We start from the raw sequence: 14,866 nt of genomic DNA, 5'->3' as shown, positions 1-14,866 counted from the left end.
CCCCTGTTCTTTTTCGATTAATCCAGCAAGCCGTGATCTTTCATCAGTTGTGTCGTAACCACCCACAGTCTGTTTTGCATGGCCTCATCTCCGCCAGGATGTATAGGAACAATAGATGCTCCAGTTCCCACATTGAAATATCCTCCCGAAACCTCGCCATACTTCGAATCCACAGCCAACCGAGTAATGATATCCGCACCCCGGCGCGGGTCGCCGATATGCAAAAAGGTTAACATGCGTTCAAGCACACTTGCAAACCATAGCTCTCGTCCAAGACCCGTAACATTAAAGCCAGGATTCAAGGCATTTACGCGAATTCCGGTTCCACGCCATTGTCTGGCTAGTTCCCCAGTAAACATAATATTGAGCAGTTTGGTTTTGCCATAGATTGGAGAGGAACCACGTGCAGTAAAAGGAGTGATATCCGTTAAGTTATCTGGCAATACCAGTGTGCCGTGATTTCGCGAAGCTTCAGATGCAACATTGACGACACGGGCATGGCCCGACTGAATCAGGGAAGATTGCAATGTGTGCGTTAACAGCCAAGGTGCCAAATAGTTGACGGCAATCATCTCGGCATATCCTTCGGACGTGACTCTCTGTTCAAAAGCATGAAGTCCGGCATTATTCAAAAGTACGTCTATACGCGGATAAGCGGCTGCAATCTCCAGCCCAATACGTTTTACATCACTCAGTAAGGACAAGTCTCCATAGAAAAATTCGATTTTGGCAGAAGGCATGATCTCCTTGATTTTGTACCTGGTAGCCTCGGCACGTTCCTTGCTTCGGGCTGTAAGTATAAGATGTGCCCCGCGTTTGGCGAGTTCCATGGCTGCAAGCTGCCCTAAACCGCTTGTTGCTCCGGTAATTACAATAATGGGATGTTTAGTTTTCATGAGAAGATCTCCTTTTGACACGAATAGATTCGGAATTATATAATGGACATAAATCAACTATAAATATTAATTGATATTTGTCAACTATATTTCAGGAGTCTACTTTCATGTATCGAGGAGAGGGAGTTTACAATAATGAGTGAAAATCCAGTCAAAACCAAAGATAGAGCAACCCTCGAGCTAGCGCTGGGTGAGCAGATTCATGCACTGATCAGTGCATCGCATGCGCTTAACGTTCGATCTGCCGAGCGTTTTGATGCGAACCTGCAACCTGCCGCTTTTCAACTGGTACGGTGGCTCTACTCCTATGGCCCAACAAGTGCCGCGGCTTTGGCAGAAGCAAATGCAATGGACCGCAGCTCGGTCAGCCGATTAATCAAACAACTCGAAAAGTCAGGATATGTTAGCAAAGAGCAAGACCCCAAGGATCGGCGCGGGGTGTTACTGTCTCTTACGGAACTTGGTCAACAATCGACGATCGCTGCGCTCAAGGAGAAGGAGTCAGCTTTTTATGACCGTATATCCAGGTGGGATGATAAGGAACTGGAGAGTTTCACCGCCATGCTCAGGCAGTTTAACGGATTGGAAGAAAAGTGAGAGGAACAATAGTGGATTGTATTTGATACCTGAACCATAGGAGATGTCACCATTGAGCGAGGTAGTCTACAAATTCATAGCAAAAGCGGACATCTGGTGATGTCCGCTCGTGAAGTTCCCAGATCATTTTATAGTTTCCAGGGAAGCTGCGGGATTTTATATCGGAAACCCTGATGGTTTCCTTTTCTCACATATATCCAAGGTGGTGGGACAGGGGTGCCTAGTGCTTTATACAAGACCGTTCCTTCATCGCTTGCGGAATATTCTTCGATACTACTTTGGATATCCTCCCAATGAACCTTACCTTGGTAAGACAGTGTCTGCCCTTGAACGATAACATGAGGTGCACCTGAAATAACTCTCTGCGTTATGTTGAGAACGCCAACCTTTCCTGAGGACAACATCATCAATTCGCTCATGAAAAGTATGATAATCAAAATGACTATGCTCACAATCCATCGCCTTTTTCTCATTTTGTGACCTCCACTACCTAGGGATCATTCCCTCATAGTTAATGTCTTTTAATGACATAATCTCGTCAGAGATGGTATTGATTTTGACTGAATAGGGCCTAATAGCTTGCAGGAATTCATGAATGATTTTCTTGCGATCCTTATTAAAGACGGCAGATGTTATGTGATTCTCTTTTAATACGTTATCGTTCATTATGACTTGTTTAGAATAACTAACTGAATTACTATAATCGATTAGATGCGTAACCCCCGTGAATTTGCCACTAGTTAATGTACCTTTGGAGAATTCGGATGGTTTAATCCCAATATATTTTTCAGAAGAACCGTGTTTCTTTTTATAATTGATAATCGTGTCAAAAAAGTCCTTATCCCCAGTTAACTTTTCGTTGAAATAATCATTTTTGAGAGCAATCGTAGTTGTACGATCAGTATATCCTAGTGAGACAGTATCTGAAGAGTGGATTGCGTAATATCCCTGAGACATTTTGCCCTGATTGAATGTTCCATCGTTAATGGTGTTGTTGTAACGGTCATGTACAGGGTAAACCTTGCCATCAGAAGTAAGATACTGTACTTCTAACCATTGCGTAATTTCTTTTCCTTTACCATGATATGTATCATTAATCCATGATCCGGTGTAGGTTTTTGTAGTGAATTCACCTGTTCCATGGCCCATATTAGATTCATTGTAATCCTCAAAGGGGACACCTCCACCTTCAACTAATGTATATGTATACTTGCCTTTTCCTTGCCGCGTACCACTCACCCAATCTCCAGAGTAAACTTCGGTTTCTCCCCATCTTGCGGTTCCTTTACCATGAGGTTTCCCGTTTAAAACTTCACCATAGTACGTCGCTCCATCTGACAATTTTAAGTTTACTTTCTTCGATGCTGCTTCTGTTGGAGTAGAGCTTGATAATAGTCCAATGATCATGGTGATCGTTAATCCAAAACCTAGATAGAATCTTTTCAAAAGTGTGCAACTCCTTCAATGAATAATGATCTTTGCGTTGTTAGCCATCTTCAACATTATCGGTTTATATATCGTATTTTTCCAGTTTAATTATAAAGTGGAGATAGGTCGGATTTCACAAATAACTCGTTCCCAGTTCACAAAAGTAAAGATGTAAAGGCTGAATCAAAATCCTGCTCAATCCAAAGTACCTACGGCTTCAGGGCATATTATGCCTGTAGTTCGTGGGTGCTTTTTTTCTATGCTCAGCGTATACGCAATCCTGATTTTTTTTACAAAACCCACTATCTTCTCCACTTCATCATTCCTCCTACGCTAGTTCTCCTCCTAATGATCCACAGCAGTGGTGGAACTTTCCTGAATCGTGAACAATCTCTGAATTTTGTATCACCTCCTATTTGCAGCGTTATCCCTAGATTCACTCCCCCAATATGGAGCAGTATAGAGTATAACTTCGTTAGGATAAGTTAGAAAAACCTTTAACGGAATATGAAAGAATGCAGGTATATGTAAAATTTTAAATACATACTTCCAGGCCGTTGACCCTGCCCCCGAAAGTCTCTTATATTTACTCCCGACACAACAACTTAGAACGGGTGGTGGGATGATTTTGTTCATTAATAAAGGCAAGAAAGTGCTCGCTATGCTTACACTTATACCCTTGGCTACAGGGATGGTCATGGGAGCTTTCCCTGCTGCGATAACGTATGCAGATGCGGGAGATAGCTCGCCAGTCAACAGCTCGGCAACAGGTTCTTGGCAAACGGGAGATTTGCATGTACATACGTTTGAGTCTGATGATGCACAGGTTTCACTGGAGAACGTGCTCGATGCGGGTTTAACCAAATATGGTCTGGACTGGATCGCGCTTACGGATCATTTGCGGTTATCCAAGCGAGATCACAACGGCGTAGACATTCCAAGTGGGTCAATCCCCATGTCTCAAGGGATGAATGAATATCAGGTACCACAGATCAAGGCACTTCAGGATGCAGGCAAATACGCAGGTAAAACGATCTTTTCCGGTTTCGAATGGGACATGCCGACACATGAACATGTTGGGGTGGGGATTCTTACGGATGAGCCTAACTCAACCGAAGCGCTGAACGCTGCCAAGGAATTCGAATACCGTTTCACGAATCGCGCAGCGAACCTGTTTAATGCGGCGGACGTAACCAAATGGGATCAGAACGGAGGGCGTGCGTACACGACTCATCAGGATGCCCTAACCGCCATCAATTGGCTCGCAACGAACTATCCAACGACAAGTTATGCGATGATCAACCACCCTTCACGCGGCAAAAACAAATATACCGTCGCGGACTTCCGTGAGTTCAACGATCTGGCTCCACAAGTGGTATTTGGTATCGAAGGCATGTTGGGTAACCAGATGGAACCGGATCGTGGAGGGTACAACACAAGCTACAATGTAGCTAATCCGACCGCAGATGATGGATACAAATACCGTACATACGGCGGTGTAGACTATATAGTCGCCAAGGTTGGCGGACTATGGGATGCATTGCTGGGAGAAGGACGTCACTTCTGGAACTATGGCAATTCGGACTACCACTTCAAGACAATTGGTACGAATTCCAGTGGTTATTTTCCTGGCGAATATGCTAAGACCTATTCGTGGGTTGAGGGTACAGGCATGCAGGCAGTACTGGATGGACTGCGTTCGGGAAAATCATTTTCCGTATTCGGCGACCTGATCAACGCAGTGGACTTTACAGCTTCCGGAGCGGGTGCTCAGGTTGAGATGGGCGGAGACCTTCATGTGACCCAAGGCGATGAAGTAGAGCTGAAGATTCGCTTCAAGAGTCCAACGACGAGCAACAACTATGAAAATCCAATCAACAGTGGTACGTCCGCTGGACAAGTACCCGTGGTGGATCACGTTGATCTCATCGCTGGGGATGTGACAGCCAAGGCCCAGAAGGGTACAGTCGCATATACCAAAGACACCAACGATTCTACCAAAGTACTGGCTACCTTCACATCCAACGATTGGACGACAGATGCCGAAGGTTATAATGTCATCACGTACAAGATCAAAGCCACAGACCAGGACAAGTATTTCCGCCTGCGCGGTACGAATCTGGGCATGAACGTGACAGGTGAGACTGTAGACGGTGAACCACAACTTGATCCAAAAAATACGACAGCTGATGCAACGACCCGTTTTAATCAAATTAACGATAGCAACTATCGCGATCTGTGGTTCTACTCCAACCCAATCTTCATGAGTGCCACACCTTACAGTGATGTACAGGCGGTAACCGATACGCTTCAAGCAATCGATCTGGGCGATCTGAACGCGGTCACTTCCGACCTTACCCTTCCTGTTGAAGGAAAACATGGTGCAACCATTAGCTGGTCCAGCTCCAACCCGGAACTAATGAATGACGAGGGCAAGCTGCTAACGCAACCGGACAATAATGAGCGATTGGAACTGACGGCAACTGTGCAACGTGGCACGGAGTCACAACCCAAAACGTTCACTGTCATTGTGGAAGGCAAGAATAATCAGGTGTTGGTATTAAAAAGCAACATAACTACCGCTGACGGCCAGCCGTATCACACGGATACATGGACGAACCAGTCCGTAACGGTTAGTGTAACCAGCGCAGTATACGCGCCTGCTACTTCCGCGATTATCGAGTTGTCCCGTGATGGAGGGCAGACGTACGAACTTTATACAGAGAATACACCTTTGGAGGTAACGGAGCCTGGAGAGCACAACCTTTTATTCCGAGCAACAGACGATCTGGAACAAACGTATACTTTACCTCTGGTCATTAAAATAGACCGTGAGATTCCCGTCATCACCCTGCAAGGTAGCAGCCAGATGACGCTGAACGTGGGAGATACGTACAACGAGCCTGGAGCACAGGCTTCTGATAATGTCGGCATCCGTGGTTCCGTACAGGTGGATGGCACGGTGAACACACAAGCAGCAGGAATCTACACCCTACGGTATAACGTGAAGGATATCGCTGGTAATGCTGCACAGGAAGTTATCCGTACCGTGACTGTACAAGCCCGCTCAGGCAATGGTGGCGGGGGTTCAGGTGGAGGTAATGGAGGCAACTCTGGTGGGAATTCTGGAGGAAACACACCAAGTGTGCCAACAACGCCTACCGTTCCAACCACACCAACCAATCCGGAAACGGGGTCAGATTCATCCACTGAAGTGAAGGTAGAGGTGGAAGCGAATCAGCCGGTCCAAACGAGTTTGAAAGACATCGTGCAATTCAATGTTCCATCGGGAGCCATTGGTTCCAAGGATACACTGCAAGTGTCTGTGGTTGCCAAGGACAAGTTGCAGAATACAGCTTCCCTGAATGTACTTGGACAAGCTGTACAGATCAGCCGCAGTGGCGGAAGAACATTGAATGATCAGGCGGCATTGAGCCTGAATGTGGATTCGGCAGATCTGCCTAACGGCACCCAACCTGCGATCTACTATTATAATGAAGCTCGTCAGAGCTGGGTATTTATCGGTGGCAAGATGAATGCAGCAGGAAGCATAACGGCCAATGTTAATCATCTGGGTACATTCGTTGTGTCCAGTTACACACCGGTGAATCTGTCTGACCTGAATGGACACTGGGCTTCAGACTACGCAGATCGTTTGTTGGGCATGAACGTGATTCAAGGTTACACAGATGGTACGTTCCAACCCTCGAAGAAGATCACACGGGCAGAGTTTGTTACGTTGCTCAGTAAGGCACTGGCATTGAAGTCCGTGGAGTCGGATCTGACATTTGCAGATCAAGGTAGTCTGCCAGACTGGGCAAAAGGTGATATTGCCGCAGCCGTGCAAGCCGGAGTCGTGAAAGGCTATGGTAATAACACATTTAAGCCTGATCGCACCATTACCCGTGCCGAGATGGCTGTCATGATGGCAAATGCACTGAAAGTAAGTTTAGATGCACAAGCCGGAATGTCTGGTAATACATCCGTTAAACCAAGCTTCACCGATGCATCGCAGACGCCATCTTGGGCACAAGAAGCACTGGATACAGCGGTGCAGGCCAAGATTGTGAGTGGATATACGGACCATACGGTTCGTGCAGGAAGTGAAACGACTCGAGCGGAAGCTGCGACGATGATCTACAACTTGTTGCTGGCCATGTACGTGTAAGAGGTAAAGAAGAGAATTAACCGTATATAAAGTAGATATAAAGTAGACAAAAAACTGATATCCTTTTGGGGTATCAGTTTTTTTGGGGATTAAGAATATCTCATCTTGGATGATATTTGAGACTTGCCATTGCTTTAATTCACGAAACGAAAAGACAAGTTACTGTGTTAGAATAAGTTAGGTTTGGATGATGAAACGGTGGGGGCTAGAAAATGAACAAAACGGAGCGGCAGCTTGCGATTACGCTTGAATTGCAGCGAAGAAAGATGTTACGAGCAGAAGATTTAGCAGCTCAATTTGAGACAAGTGTACGTACGATATATCGAGATATTCAGGCGTTAAGCGAAGCTGGCGTTCCGATCATGGGTGCTCCGGGTCATGGGTATTCTCTCATGGAAGGATATTTTCTGCCCCCGGTAAGCTTCACCGCAGAAGAAGCCGTATCCCTGCTCATGGGAGCTGATTTTATCGAACAGAGAATGGATACAGAATACGCGATGGAGGCTAAGTCGGCTCAACGAAAAATTGAAGCAATCTTACCAGAATCCGTTCGTAATGAATCCACACGTGTTCGGGAAACGATGCGACTGCTTCATACGGTTGAACCTTTAACCCGAGCGCGGGTGAAAACATACCTTAACCAGATACGTAATGCCATTCTGGATCAACATAAAATCAGCTTTATGTACCTGAAAAAAATGCCGGGAACGGATGGGCATCGGTATAACATGCGTGAGGTTTCACCTTATGGCCTCTCACTGGTTCAGGAGAATTGGATGTTAATTGCACGTTGTGATATGCGACAAGACATTCGTCATTTTCGTTTGTCACGGATGACTGAACTTTCCGTGCTGGAGGATCGATTCCTTTTGCCACCGGATTTTGATCTAAACAGTTATCGACCTCCTGAGGACCGTAACGAACAAGTATTAATCCGGGCTAAACCTGAAATTGCTGACAAAATTATGGAGGCTCTGCATTTTTATATGGATGCATTTGAGGAGCAAGAGGAGGGTGTTGTTTTTCATTTTCGTGTTCGCTATCCGGAGGAAATATTGCATTATTTACTTGGTTGGGGTGGAGATATCGAGGTCTTGGAGCCAGAGTCTTTACGCTTCCGAATGAAGGAAGTAGCCAAAAACATCTTAAAACACTACTGACATACACCTGTCAGTAGTGTTTTTTTATACTTTGATATATCACAGATCAAGAGGAGTGGGTTGAAGGATGAGAAGTACAACGGAAGTGTTGAAATCATTTGAAACGGCAGTAGAACGATATTTGGCAGAACTGAAAAATTTGGATATGTCTAGCTTACTTAAAAAACAAAGTGAAGAGAAATGGTCCATTGGACAGATGTATGTACATTTGATTCAATCAGCGCTTTTTATGCATCTGCATAATATTGAGCAGTGTTTGAGCAGCAAGGATTCGACTTTAAACTCGGGTGAGGAAAAAACAGAACTGGGTAGGCAAGTGTTTGAATTAGGACAATTCCCTCCCGTTCCAATTAAGGTTCCTGCTTCCCCCCAGTATACCCCGCAACCACCCGAGAGCATGGAGTCCTTGATTGATGGGCTTCACATGGTCGTGGACCGGATGAGGAGTACAGAACCTCTTGTATACCAAGCATCGGTAAATAACAAAATACATCATCCAAGGCTTGGCGCTCTAAATGCTCAAGAGTGGTTTTTGTTGATAGAGATGCACTACAGACATCATTTTTTGCAATTGGATCGATTGAAATCGAATCTGGAAATGTAAATGAGAGAAGGGAATGGGATGTATCCATGAAACCAAATCAGGACAGCAGATATTGGGTTGGCGTTGTATCTGCTTCTCATGTAAATGTAGCCGTAGAGGGAGGGTTTGCGCAATTGTGCCATGGCAAGTCAGCACTTTTGCGACAGATGTCCGCGGGTGACTGGATGATATACTACTCTCCACGTACAGACATATCAACAGGGCAACCACTTCAGGCTTTTACCGCTATTGGTCAAATTATCGACGACAGGATATACCAATATCAGATGTCGGAATCCTTTATACCCTTTCGCCGAGATCTCCGTTATCTACCGTGTCGAGATGTAAAGATCGCAACGTTGTTAGACCAACTCACTTTTACACGCGGGAATCGCAATTGGGGGTTTCCATTTCGTAAAGGTCATTTTGAAATTGGGGTTGATGACTTCAGGATGATAGCTTCCTCCATGTTGGAAGAAGAGATACAGCCACTGCTCGGTATTAGCTTAAGCCAGAAATGTTAACCAAAGCAAAAGGCCCATAGATTGTCTATGGACCTTTTGGCTTTATGGATAATCATATCCTCCACCGTTGATATTACATTTGCGAAGACGATGAATGCCCAAGGAAAGACCTTTAATCGCCCCGTATTTCTCAATAGCTTGAATCATATACACAGAACAGCTTGGTTCAAAACGACATTTGTTCCTCACTTCAATGGGGGCAAAACGTTGATAAATTCTAATACTCCATATCAGGATTGCTCTAACACGTCGTAGAACTATGAATAACATACTTGCTATGAAAACAATCTGGGCACTCAGCAAAGCATATACTGGAATGAATGGATTCAAGAGATAGAAACATATCATAGAGATGATTAGACCTGCGAATAATGCAAGTGTAACGTTAAGCAAAGACTTCAACCAATCGATTTCTGGAATAACATGAGTTCTTATATAGAAACTGCTTCGAGGGTCGTTTTCTTCATGATGTGTATGTAAGAGTCTAATAAGTTCTTCTTCGGATGGCATGTTATTAAATATCAGTTCCTCAGATTCTGAGTTTCTCATGATTGTTGTACTATTATTAAATCTCTCTGTAGAAAATAAGCATATAATGATGCGTTGTAACAGGTTGCTGGAGACAACCGGGCTTCTCAGTGACGGATAGCGACTCCATCGATTGATAGGTCCATCCAGATTGTGCTTTGTGATTAATGATATCCGCAAATAAATTAACAGCAGCCTGAGTATCACCTCGGTTTACTTGAACATTTTTTGGACCTGGAATAACTGTGTACTCTCTCATTTAAATCATCCTTTCGTATGTTGGAATTATGGCAATAGACATTCCATTATTTTACTATGGGTATGGTAAACTGTCGATTGAAACTTATTAGATGAGATTGGATTAAAATATAGGCCATCTAACAGGATGGTCTTTGTTGTTATTAAGGTTTAAATTCAAGTGGAAAAGTCAATAAAAGCTCTGTAAGCAACGCTGTACAATCCACTGAAAACCAGTACAATTGAACCTATAAAACCATGAGAAAAAGAGAGGTATTTCTCCATGACGGATACAAGTGGGAATCGCAAAGTTGACGGCTATCTAAAGAAACTCAAAACGTGGAGGGAAGAGTCCACAAAGCTGAGAGAGATTATTAGGGATTTTGAACTCACAGAAGATATGAAATGGATGCATCCTTGTTACATGCTGGATGGGAAAAACATCGTTTTAATCCATGGATTCAAAGAGTACGTAGCCATTCTATTTTTCAAAGGTGCTCTGCTGAAGGATACGCACGGCATTTTGGTCCAACAAACGGAGAATGTACAGGCAGAACGCCAGCTTCGCTTCACCAGTCTGGAGCAGATTGTGGAGCAGGAGGCTATGATTAGAGCCTATATCCAGCAAGCGATTGAAGTGGAACAGGCTGGACTGCAAGTGGAAATGAAAAAAACTGCCGAATATAGCGTTCCTGAGGAACTTCAGCAGCAATTCGATGAAAATCCTGCTTTCCGAGATGCATTTGAAGCACTGACACCCGGACGTCAGCGGGCATATCTCTATTATTTTTCACAACCGAAGCAATCCAAAACAAAAGTGTCGCGAATCGAGAAGTACATGCAGCCAATCCTGGAGGGCAAAGGATTGAATGATTAAGGTTATTGCTTGATAAAGGTATCTACCATCCACTCAAAGAATCTTTGCTTCTCTTCGTAATGTGGGTAATGGGCCGAGTTCTTATAGGCAATGAATTCCTTTTGATTTCCTTCAATCTGGTCAAAAAACACCTTGGCGGCATGGGATGAAGTCATAAAGTCGTAATCTCCCATGACAAAATAAAAGGGCAGGTCCAGTTTCGTAATCAAGGAAGGCAAAGGACGGCTCATGGCTTCACTTATCAGTATTTCTTGCGAATAAATGATCCCTTTATTATAACGAATGGTATCCAGCATATTATATTCATGGCTGAACGTCATTCCGAGAAAGCTGGTGTCCGGGCTGTCCATCAACCTCGAAGCGCCCCCATAACGTTTAACGATATCTCGCGGCGTGAATGCCTGTCCTTGTTTGATCGGTTCATAGATCTGCTTCAACTGGTTTACGTCTTCATCATTATCAGCCAGCTGGGCTTGCTCCATAACGTAATTCCATCCGTCCATCTCGCTCTGTTGTGTATCTGCCATCTGCCCTATTCCAATGTAGGCTTCATATTTATCGGGTGCTCGATGCGCAGCAAGAGTTCCTATGTATGTTCCGTACGAATGACCAATCAGGATCACCTTTTTCTTCCCCAGACGTTTAGTAATATAATCCGTGACGGCCAGTGCATCCTCAACCAGCACATCAGCTGAGAGATTGGAATAGTCCTCGAAAAAATGATAGGATTTGCCGCTTGCTCTCTGATCATAGTTCACAATCGTAAACTGAGATTCTAATAAATCTTGGTACTTTTTCGCGTACGGAAGTTCAGATGCACCCGGTCCACCGTGTAAATAAAGGATAACTGGGTTGTCCAGATCCTGTCCTCTGATCATGATTTCATGTCCCGTGCCGTTGATTTCAACTTGTCCCAATACATGAATAGGGTTTGGGCCTTTTATTTTTGGCGTCCATGTTGGAATGTAAAGAACTGCGAGTGATAGTGTTAGGGTCGTGACGCCTAGCCACAAACCTGTTTTCTTCATTTTATTCATAGGATATGTCTCCTCTGGTTCAATGTCTTGATGTAATTATTGTTCATAAACTCATAATTCTATCTTACGTGACTCGTCATTGATTCAAATCGTACGCCAGATTGAATTTGTTCTCAGTCTCAGGTTGGACATAAAAGACCTCAGTATGCTGAAGCTACAGCAGAAAGATTGGAATAAATAAGGCAGGAAACAGGTTTAACACTTTGATCTTCGTAATCTTCAAGATGTTTAATCCGGTACAAAGCGCCAGGATGCCACCAATCAGAGTAATTTCGTTCATGATGTTTGTCGTCATGAAGACGGATAAGAAATCAGCCGAGAAGAAGACCAGCACTTCGATGACCAACAGAATGAACGCTGAGAAGATGATGCCGATCCCGAAGGTGGATGCCAGAATCAATGACGTAATGCCCGAGAAAATCGTATTAATTTGCAAAAAAGGTGTTATCCCCCTGTAATGCACTTTGTAGTGGCCCCAGAATCGGGATCGATCCCACGCACAAAAATGAGATGGCAACCGTTAACCCTTCATTTAAGCCATTGGACGAGGATTTGGTCATGATGTTGGACAAAAGGTTCTCGAAATTAATCAGTTGCCCAATGATCCCGCCTAAGGTCAGGAAGAAGAACGACGTTGAATTTATTTTGGTACCAACGAATGATTTCGTCGTCCATTTCGGAACCGTGCCCAATGGTATCGACACCAACTTGTAACGCAACCCTTACGTCTTCCATGCTTTCCATGGGGAGTCGCTCAACAGTTCTAGATAAGGAACACCATGTTCATCCGTGACAATTAGGAAAATACCGGAGATGATCAGATTGGATCTGACAAATCATCGTTGTTAATCTCATCCCACAGCTGCACGTCAGGTAAAAGAATTCTCTCAAACGGAGCATCGTTGTCACACCCACATGGAGTACAGTCAGTGCGTTATGTTTCATTCTTTTTTCAAAATATTTTTGCTGAACTTGGTATCCTATATCCGATCATAGGCACACTGCAACAAACCTCAAATGATGGATAAGCTTTGCGCTACTTTTTTGAACTTTAATTGAAAATATTTTAAAAAAAGGAAACATTTATGATTAATAACTCGTTATATACAGTATAGGTAACATGAATATGGAGGGTTTGGATTGGAGGGGAACAAAAAAGATTGAGGTAGATAAGCACACTTTAACAAATTTATTCAATTCTAATGAGATGAGGGGGAAGGTTTAAAATGAAATCTCGAAGAACTTTTTTATTCTCCGTATTTGCACTAATATTCACACTCTCTTTTGTGTCACAAGCATATGCTGCTTCTACTGATTTGCCATCATATCCTATTGCAAAGCAAGAGAAGAGTGAATGGTGTTGGGCAGCAGTTAGTTCAAGTGTTCTTAAATTCATGGCTAGCAAAAATGTATATCAATGCGATTTCGTTAAGACAGTGAAGTCAACCAGTTCTTGTACAAATGTATCGGCATCAACAGTAGAAGCCCAAAGTGGAATGCATGACTATGGAGTATCTTCTAATTATTACTCAGGTAATTTAAATGTTGCCCAAGTGAAAAGTCAGATTGATGGAGGGCGCCCCGTATATGTGAGTTGGAAATGGAATAGTCCTACGGCCCTTGTTGGTCATGCAGTTGCTATTTATGGCTACAGTAATACTCCAACATATACTTATTATATGCATTATCTGGATCCTTGGGATGGTGTGAAAACTTCAATGGAATTCTCGAAATTTAATGGAGGTACGGGAGCAGAAAGAACGTGGAGATGGGGACTTAAAGACTTTTGGCATTATCAATAAGGATTAGCTGAGGAGGTCTATAATCATGAAATATATGAGAATTTTAATGGTGATATGTATGGGTCTATTGGTCAGTTACACTATGGCTCCAAGTAGTTATGCCAGCAATGTGCCTGAAGATGTACAGACCTTTGCCAAAGGACAAGGATTGGATGAATTTAAAAAAATGGTATTAGACGATCCTAGTGGATATGGTTATAAAAATGAAGAAGAAGTTAAGTCTGTCACCTTAGGCCCTGGTTTCGAAGTATACTTATTCGACTCTGAGAAGTTTGAAAAAGTATCTGACAGTCTGATCGATGTGTCTAAGCCGACAGGACAGTATGACTTTATTGTGCAATCGGGCGGTGTTGGAAAGTCATTTCTTAGTATAGAACAATTCGAAGGTGAGTTCAGAGTGGTTCTTGCAGGAGGAGATGCCTCCAGGTTGGATGCGTCCTTAAATACGATGACAAAATCCCTATCTACTGACGTGGATACGCTTAATCCGGTATTAATCAAGGACGGAAATATCCGTTATTTGGCCGTGAAGATCAATGGTAAAGAAGTAAATATACCAGATGTACCTACTGAGAAAAAATCACTCATGGGAGGTATGGATAATAATCAGCTATGGGATTCCTCCAAGACGATTGATTTCCTAAAAGATGTGCAATCCCAAGGGGTTGATCCAGAAGTAGATGGTGCGGGTGGCTATCCAGTCATCAACTCCGGTATGTCTACGAATAATTATATGAGTATAACAATAATAAGTTTGGTCATTGCTTTAGTAGGCTCAATAGTAGTGTACATGTGGGTAAGAAAAAGACAGAGCTTGAAATGATTTATACTCCACAGGCACTCCATTCAACGAAGAACTCATCTTCAATTTACAAAAGTAAGCATGCTGAGGGTTAAATTGAAGTTTTGTTTAACCAAAAGCACCTACGGTTTCAGGGTATATTATCCTGTCTTCGTAGGTGCTTTCTATAATGGGTTACAAACCTGTAGCTATTGGGATTGTCTTAAATTCAAAAAAAGGAATTATAA

Annotated in this window: 15 protein-coding genes; 8 read left to right on the top strand and 7 right to left on the bottom strand. The window is 43.5% G+C overall.

What is annotated here, in order from left to right; all coding sequences use genetic code 11:
* Positions 1-17: 17 nt before the first annotated feature.
* A complete protein-coding gene (locus EL84_RS29000; RefSeq protein ID WP_047843963.1) occupies positions 18-896 on the bottom strand; it encodes an SDR family NAD(P)-dependent oxidoreductase in 879 nt (292 codons plus the stop codon).
* A 135-nt stretch (positions 897-1,031) separates the two neighbouring features.
* On the opposite strand from EL84_RS29000, the gene EL84_RS28995 reads away from it, so the two are divergent.
* Positions 1,032-1,493 (top strand): MarR family winged helix-turn-helix transcriptional regulator, encoded by a 462-nt coding sequence (locus EL84_RS28995; protein ID WP_047843962.1) that lies wholly within the window; start codon positions 1,032-1,034, stop codon positions 1,491-1,493.
* Between the two features lie 486 nt (positions 1,494-1,979).
* On the opposite strand, the gene EL84_RS31025 is transcribed toward EL84_RS28995, so the two are convergent.
* The gene (locus EL84_RS31025; RefSeq protein WP_053061644.1) at positions 1,980-2,939 is read right to left on the bottom strand and encodes a hypothetical protein; all 960 of its coding nucleotides are present in this window, start codon (positions 2,937-2,939) and stop codon (positions 1,980-1,982) included.
* 610 nt (positions 2,940-3,549) lie between these two features.
* On the opposite strand from EL84_RS31025, the gene EL84_RS31555 reads away from it, so the two are divergent.
* From EL84_RS31555 to EL84_RS28965, 4 genes are all read left to right on the top strand, one after another.
* Positions 3,550-7,089: an S-layer homology domain-containing protein gene (locus EL84_RS31555; protein WP_200904551.1), complete on the top strand. Its 3,540-nt coding sequence runs from the start codon at positions 3,550-3,552 to the stop codon at positions 7,087-7,089.
* 212 nt (positions 7,090-7,301) lie between these two features.
* Positions 7,302-8,249, top strand: coding sequence for a helix-turn-helix transcriptional regulator (locus EL84_RS28975; protein WP_047843960.1), 948 nt, complete (start codon positions 7,302-7,304; stop codon positions 8,247-8,249).
* Positions 8,250-8,316: 67 nt separating this feature from the next.
* Positions 8,317-8,853 carry a DinB family protein gene (locus EL84_RS28970; RefSeq protein WP_047843959.1) on the top strand — a complete coding sequence of 179 codons (537 nt, stop codon included), beginning with the start codon at positions 8,317-8,319 and terminating at the stop codon, positions 8,851-8,853.
* A 26-nt stretch (positions 8,854-8,879) separates the two neighbouring features.
* Positions 8,880-9,356, top strand: a complete 477-nt coding sequence (locus EL84_RS28965) for an EVE domain-containing protein (RefSeq protein WP_047843958.1) — start codon at positions 8,880-8,882, stop codon at positions 9,354-9,356.
* Between the two features lie 42 nt (positions 9,357-9,398).
* Here EL84_RS28965 and yidD read toward each other — a convergent pair whose 3' ends face one another.
* Positions 9,399-9,626 (bottom strand): membrane protein insertion efficiency factor YidD, encoded by a 228-nt coding sequence (gene yidD, locus EL84_RS28960; protein ID WP_036617551.1) that lies wholly within the window; start codon positions 9,624-9,626, stop codon positions 9,399-9,401.
* Between the two features lie 295 nt (positions 9,627-9,921).
* Positions 9,922-10,143, bottom strand: coding sequence for a hypothetical protein (locus tag EL84_RS28955; protein ID WP_047843957.1), 222 nt, complete (start codon positions 10,141-10,143; stop codon positions 9,922-9,924).
* Positions 10,144-10,404: 261 nt separating this feature from the next.
* Here EL84_RS28955 and EL84_RS28950 point away from each other — a divergent pair, with 261 nt between their 5' ends.
* Positions 10,405-10,998: a YdeI/OmpD-associated family protein gene (locus tag EL84_RS28950; protein WP_047843956.1), complete on the top strand. Its 594-nt coding sequence runs from the start codon at positions 10,405-10,407 to the stop codon at positions 10,996-10,998.
* A gap of 2 nt (positions 10,999-11,000) precedes the next feature.
* Here EL84_RS28950 and EL84_RS28945 read toward each other — a convergent pair whose 3' ends face one another.
* The 3 genes from EL84_RS28945 to EL84_RS32795 all read right to left on the bottom strand — a co-directional run bounded on the left by EL84_RS28945 (position 11,001) and on the right by EL84_RS32795 (position 12,754).
* Positions 11,001-12,035: an alpha/beta fold hydrolase gene (locus tag EL84_RS28945; protein WP_047843955.1), complete on the bottom strand. Its 1,035-nt coding sequence runs from the start codon at positions 12,033-12,035 to the stop codon at positions 11,001-11,003.
* Between the two features lie 154 nt (positions 12,036-12,189).
* Complete coding sequence (locus tag EL84_RS32800) at positions 12,190-12,471, bottom strand: DUF554 family protein (RefSeq protein WP_053061643.1); 282 nt, start codon at positions 12,469-12,471, stop codon at positions 12,190-12,192.
* Positions 12,461-12,754, bottom strand: a complete 294-nt coding sequence (locus EL84_RS32795) for a DUF554 family protein (RefSeq protein ID WP_053061642.1) — start codon at positions 12,752-12,754, stop codon at positions 12,461-12,463. The genes EL84_RS32800 and EL84_RS32795 overlap by 11 nt, the downstream gene beginning before the upstream one ends.
* 507 nt (positions 12,755-13,261) lie before the next feature.
* On the opposite strand from EL84_RS32795, the gene EL84_RS28935 reads away from it, so the two are divergent.
* Entirely contained in the window at positions 13,262-13,837 is a 576-nt protein-coding gene (locus tag EL84_RS28935; RefSeq protein ID WP_047843954.1) for a papain-like cysteine protease family protein, read from the top strand.
* Between the two features lie 25 nt (positions 13,838-13,862).
* The gene (locus tag EL84_RS28930; protein WP_047843953.1) at positions 13,863-14,660 is read left to right on the top strand and encodes a hypothetical protein; all 798 of its coding nucleotides are present in this window, start codon (positions 13,863-13,865) and stop codon (positions 14,658-14,660) included.
* The last annotated feature ends 206 nt before the right edge of the window (positions 14,661-14,866 follow it).

Origin of the sequence: Paenibacillus sp. VT-400, from assembly GCF_001029205.1 — a bacterium.
Taxonomy (GTDB): Bacteria; Bacillota; Bacilli; order Paenibacillales; family Paenibacillaceae; genus Paenibacillus; species Paenibacillus amylolyticus.
Note: the sequence above shows the minus strand (reverse complement) of the source record. Positions and strands in the feature narration are given on the sequence as shown.

Bases quoted from the DNA above. Each gene is read 5' to 3' on its own strand.
- EL84_RS28950 (WP_047843956.1), top strand. From the start codon at position 10,405: ATGACGGATACAAGTGGGAATCGCAAAGTTGACGGCTATCTAAAGAAA.
- EL84_RS28970 (WP_047843959.1), top strand. From the start codon at position 8,317: ATGAGAAGTACAACGGAAGTGTTGAAATCATTTGAAACGGCAGTAGAA.
- EL84_RS28945 (WP_047843955.1), bottom strand. From the start codon at position 12,035: ATGAATAAAATGAAGAAAACAGGTTTGTGGCTAGGCGTCACGACCCTA.
- EL84_RS29000 (WP_047843963.1), bottom strand. From the start codon at position 896: ATGAAAACTAAACATCCCATTATTGTAATTACCGGAGCAACAAGCGGT.
- EL84_RS28995 (WP_047843962.1), top strand. From the start codon at position 1,032: ATGAGTGAAAATCCAGTCAAAACCAAAGATAGAGCAACCCTCGAGCTA.
- yidD (WP_036617551.1), bottom strand. From the start codon at position 9,626: ATGTTATTCATAGTTCTACGACGTGTTAGAGCAATCCTGATATGGAGT.
- EL84_RS28935 (WP_047843954.1), top strand. From the start codon at position 13,262: ATGAAATCTCGAAGAACTTTTTTATTCTCCGTATTTGCACTAATATTC.
- EL84_RS28955 (WP_047843957.1), bottom strand. From the start codon at position 10,143: ATGAGAGAGTACACAGTTATTCCAGGTCCAAAAAATGTTCAAGTAAAC.
- EL84_RS28975 (WP_047843960.1), top strand. From the start codon at position 7,302: ATGAACAAAACGGAGCGGCAGCTTGCGATTACGCTTGAATTGCAGCGA.
- EL84_RS28965 (WP_047843958.1), top strand. From the start codon at position 8,880: ATGAAACCAAATCAGGACAGCAGATATTGGGTTGGCGTTGTATCTGCT.
- EL84_RS28930 (WP_047843953.1), top strand. From the start codon at position 13,863: ATGAAATATATGAGAATTTTAATGGTGATATGTATGGGTCTATTGGTC.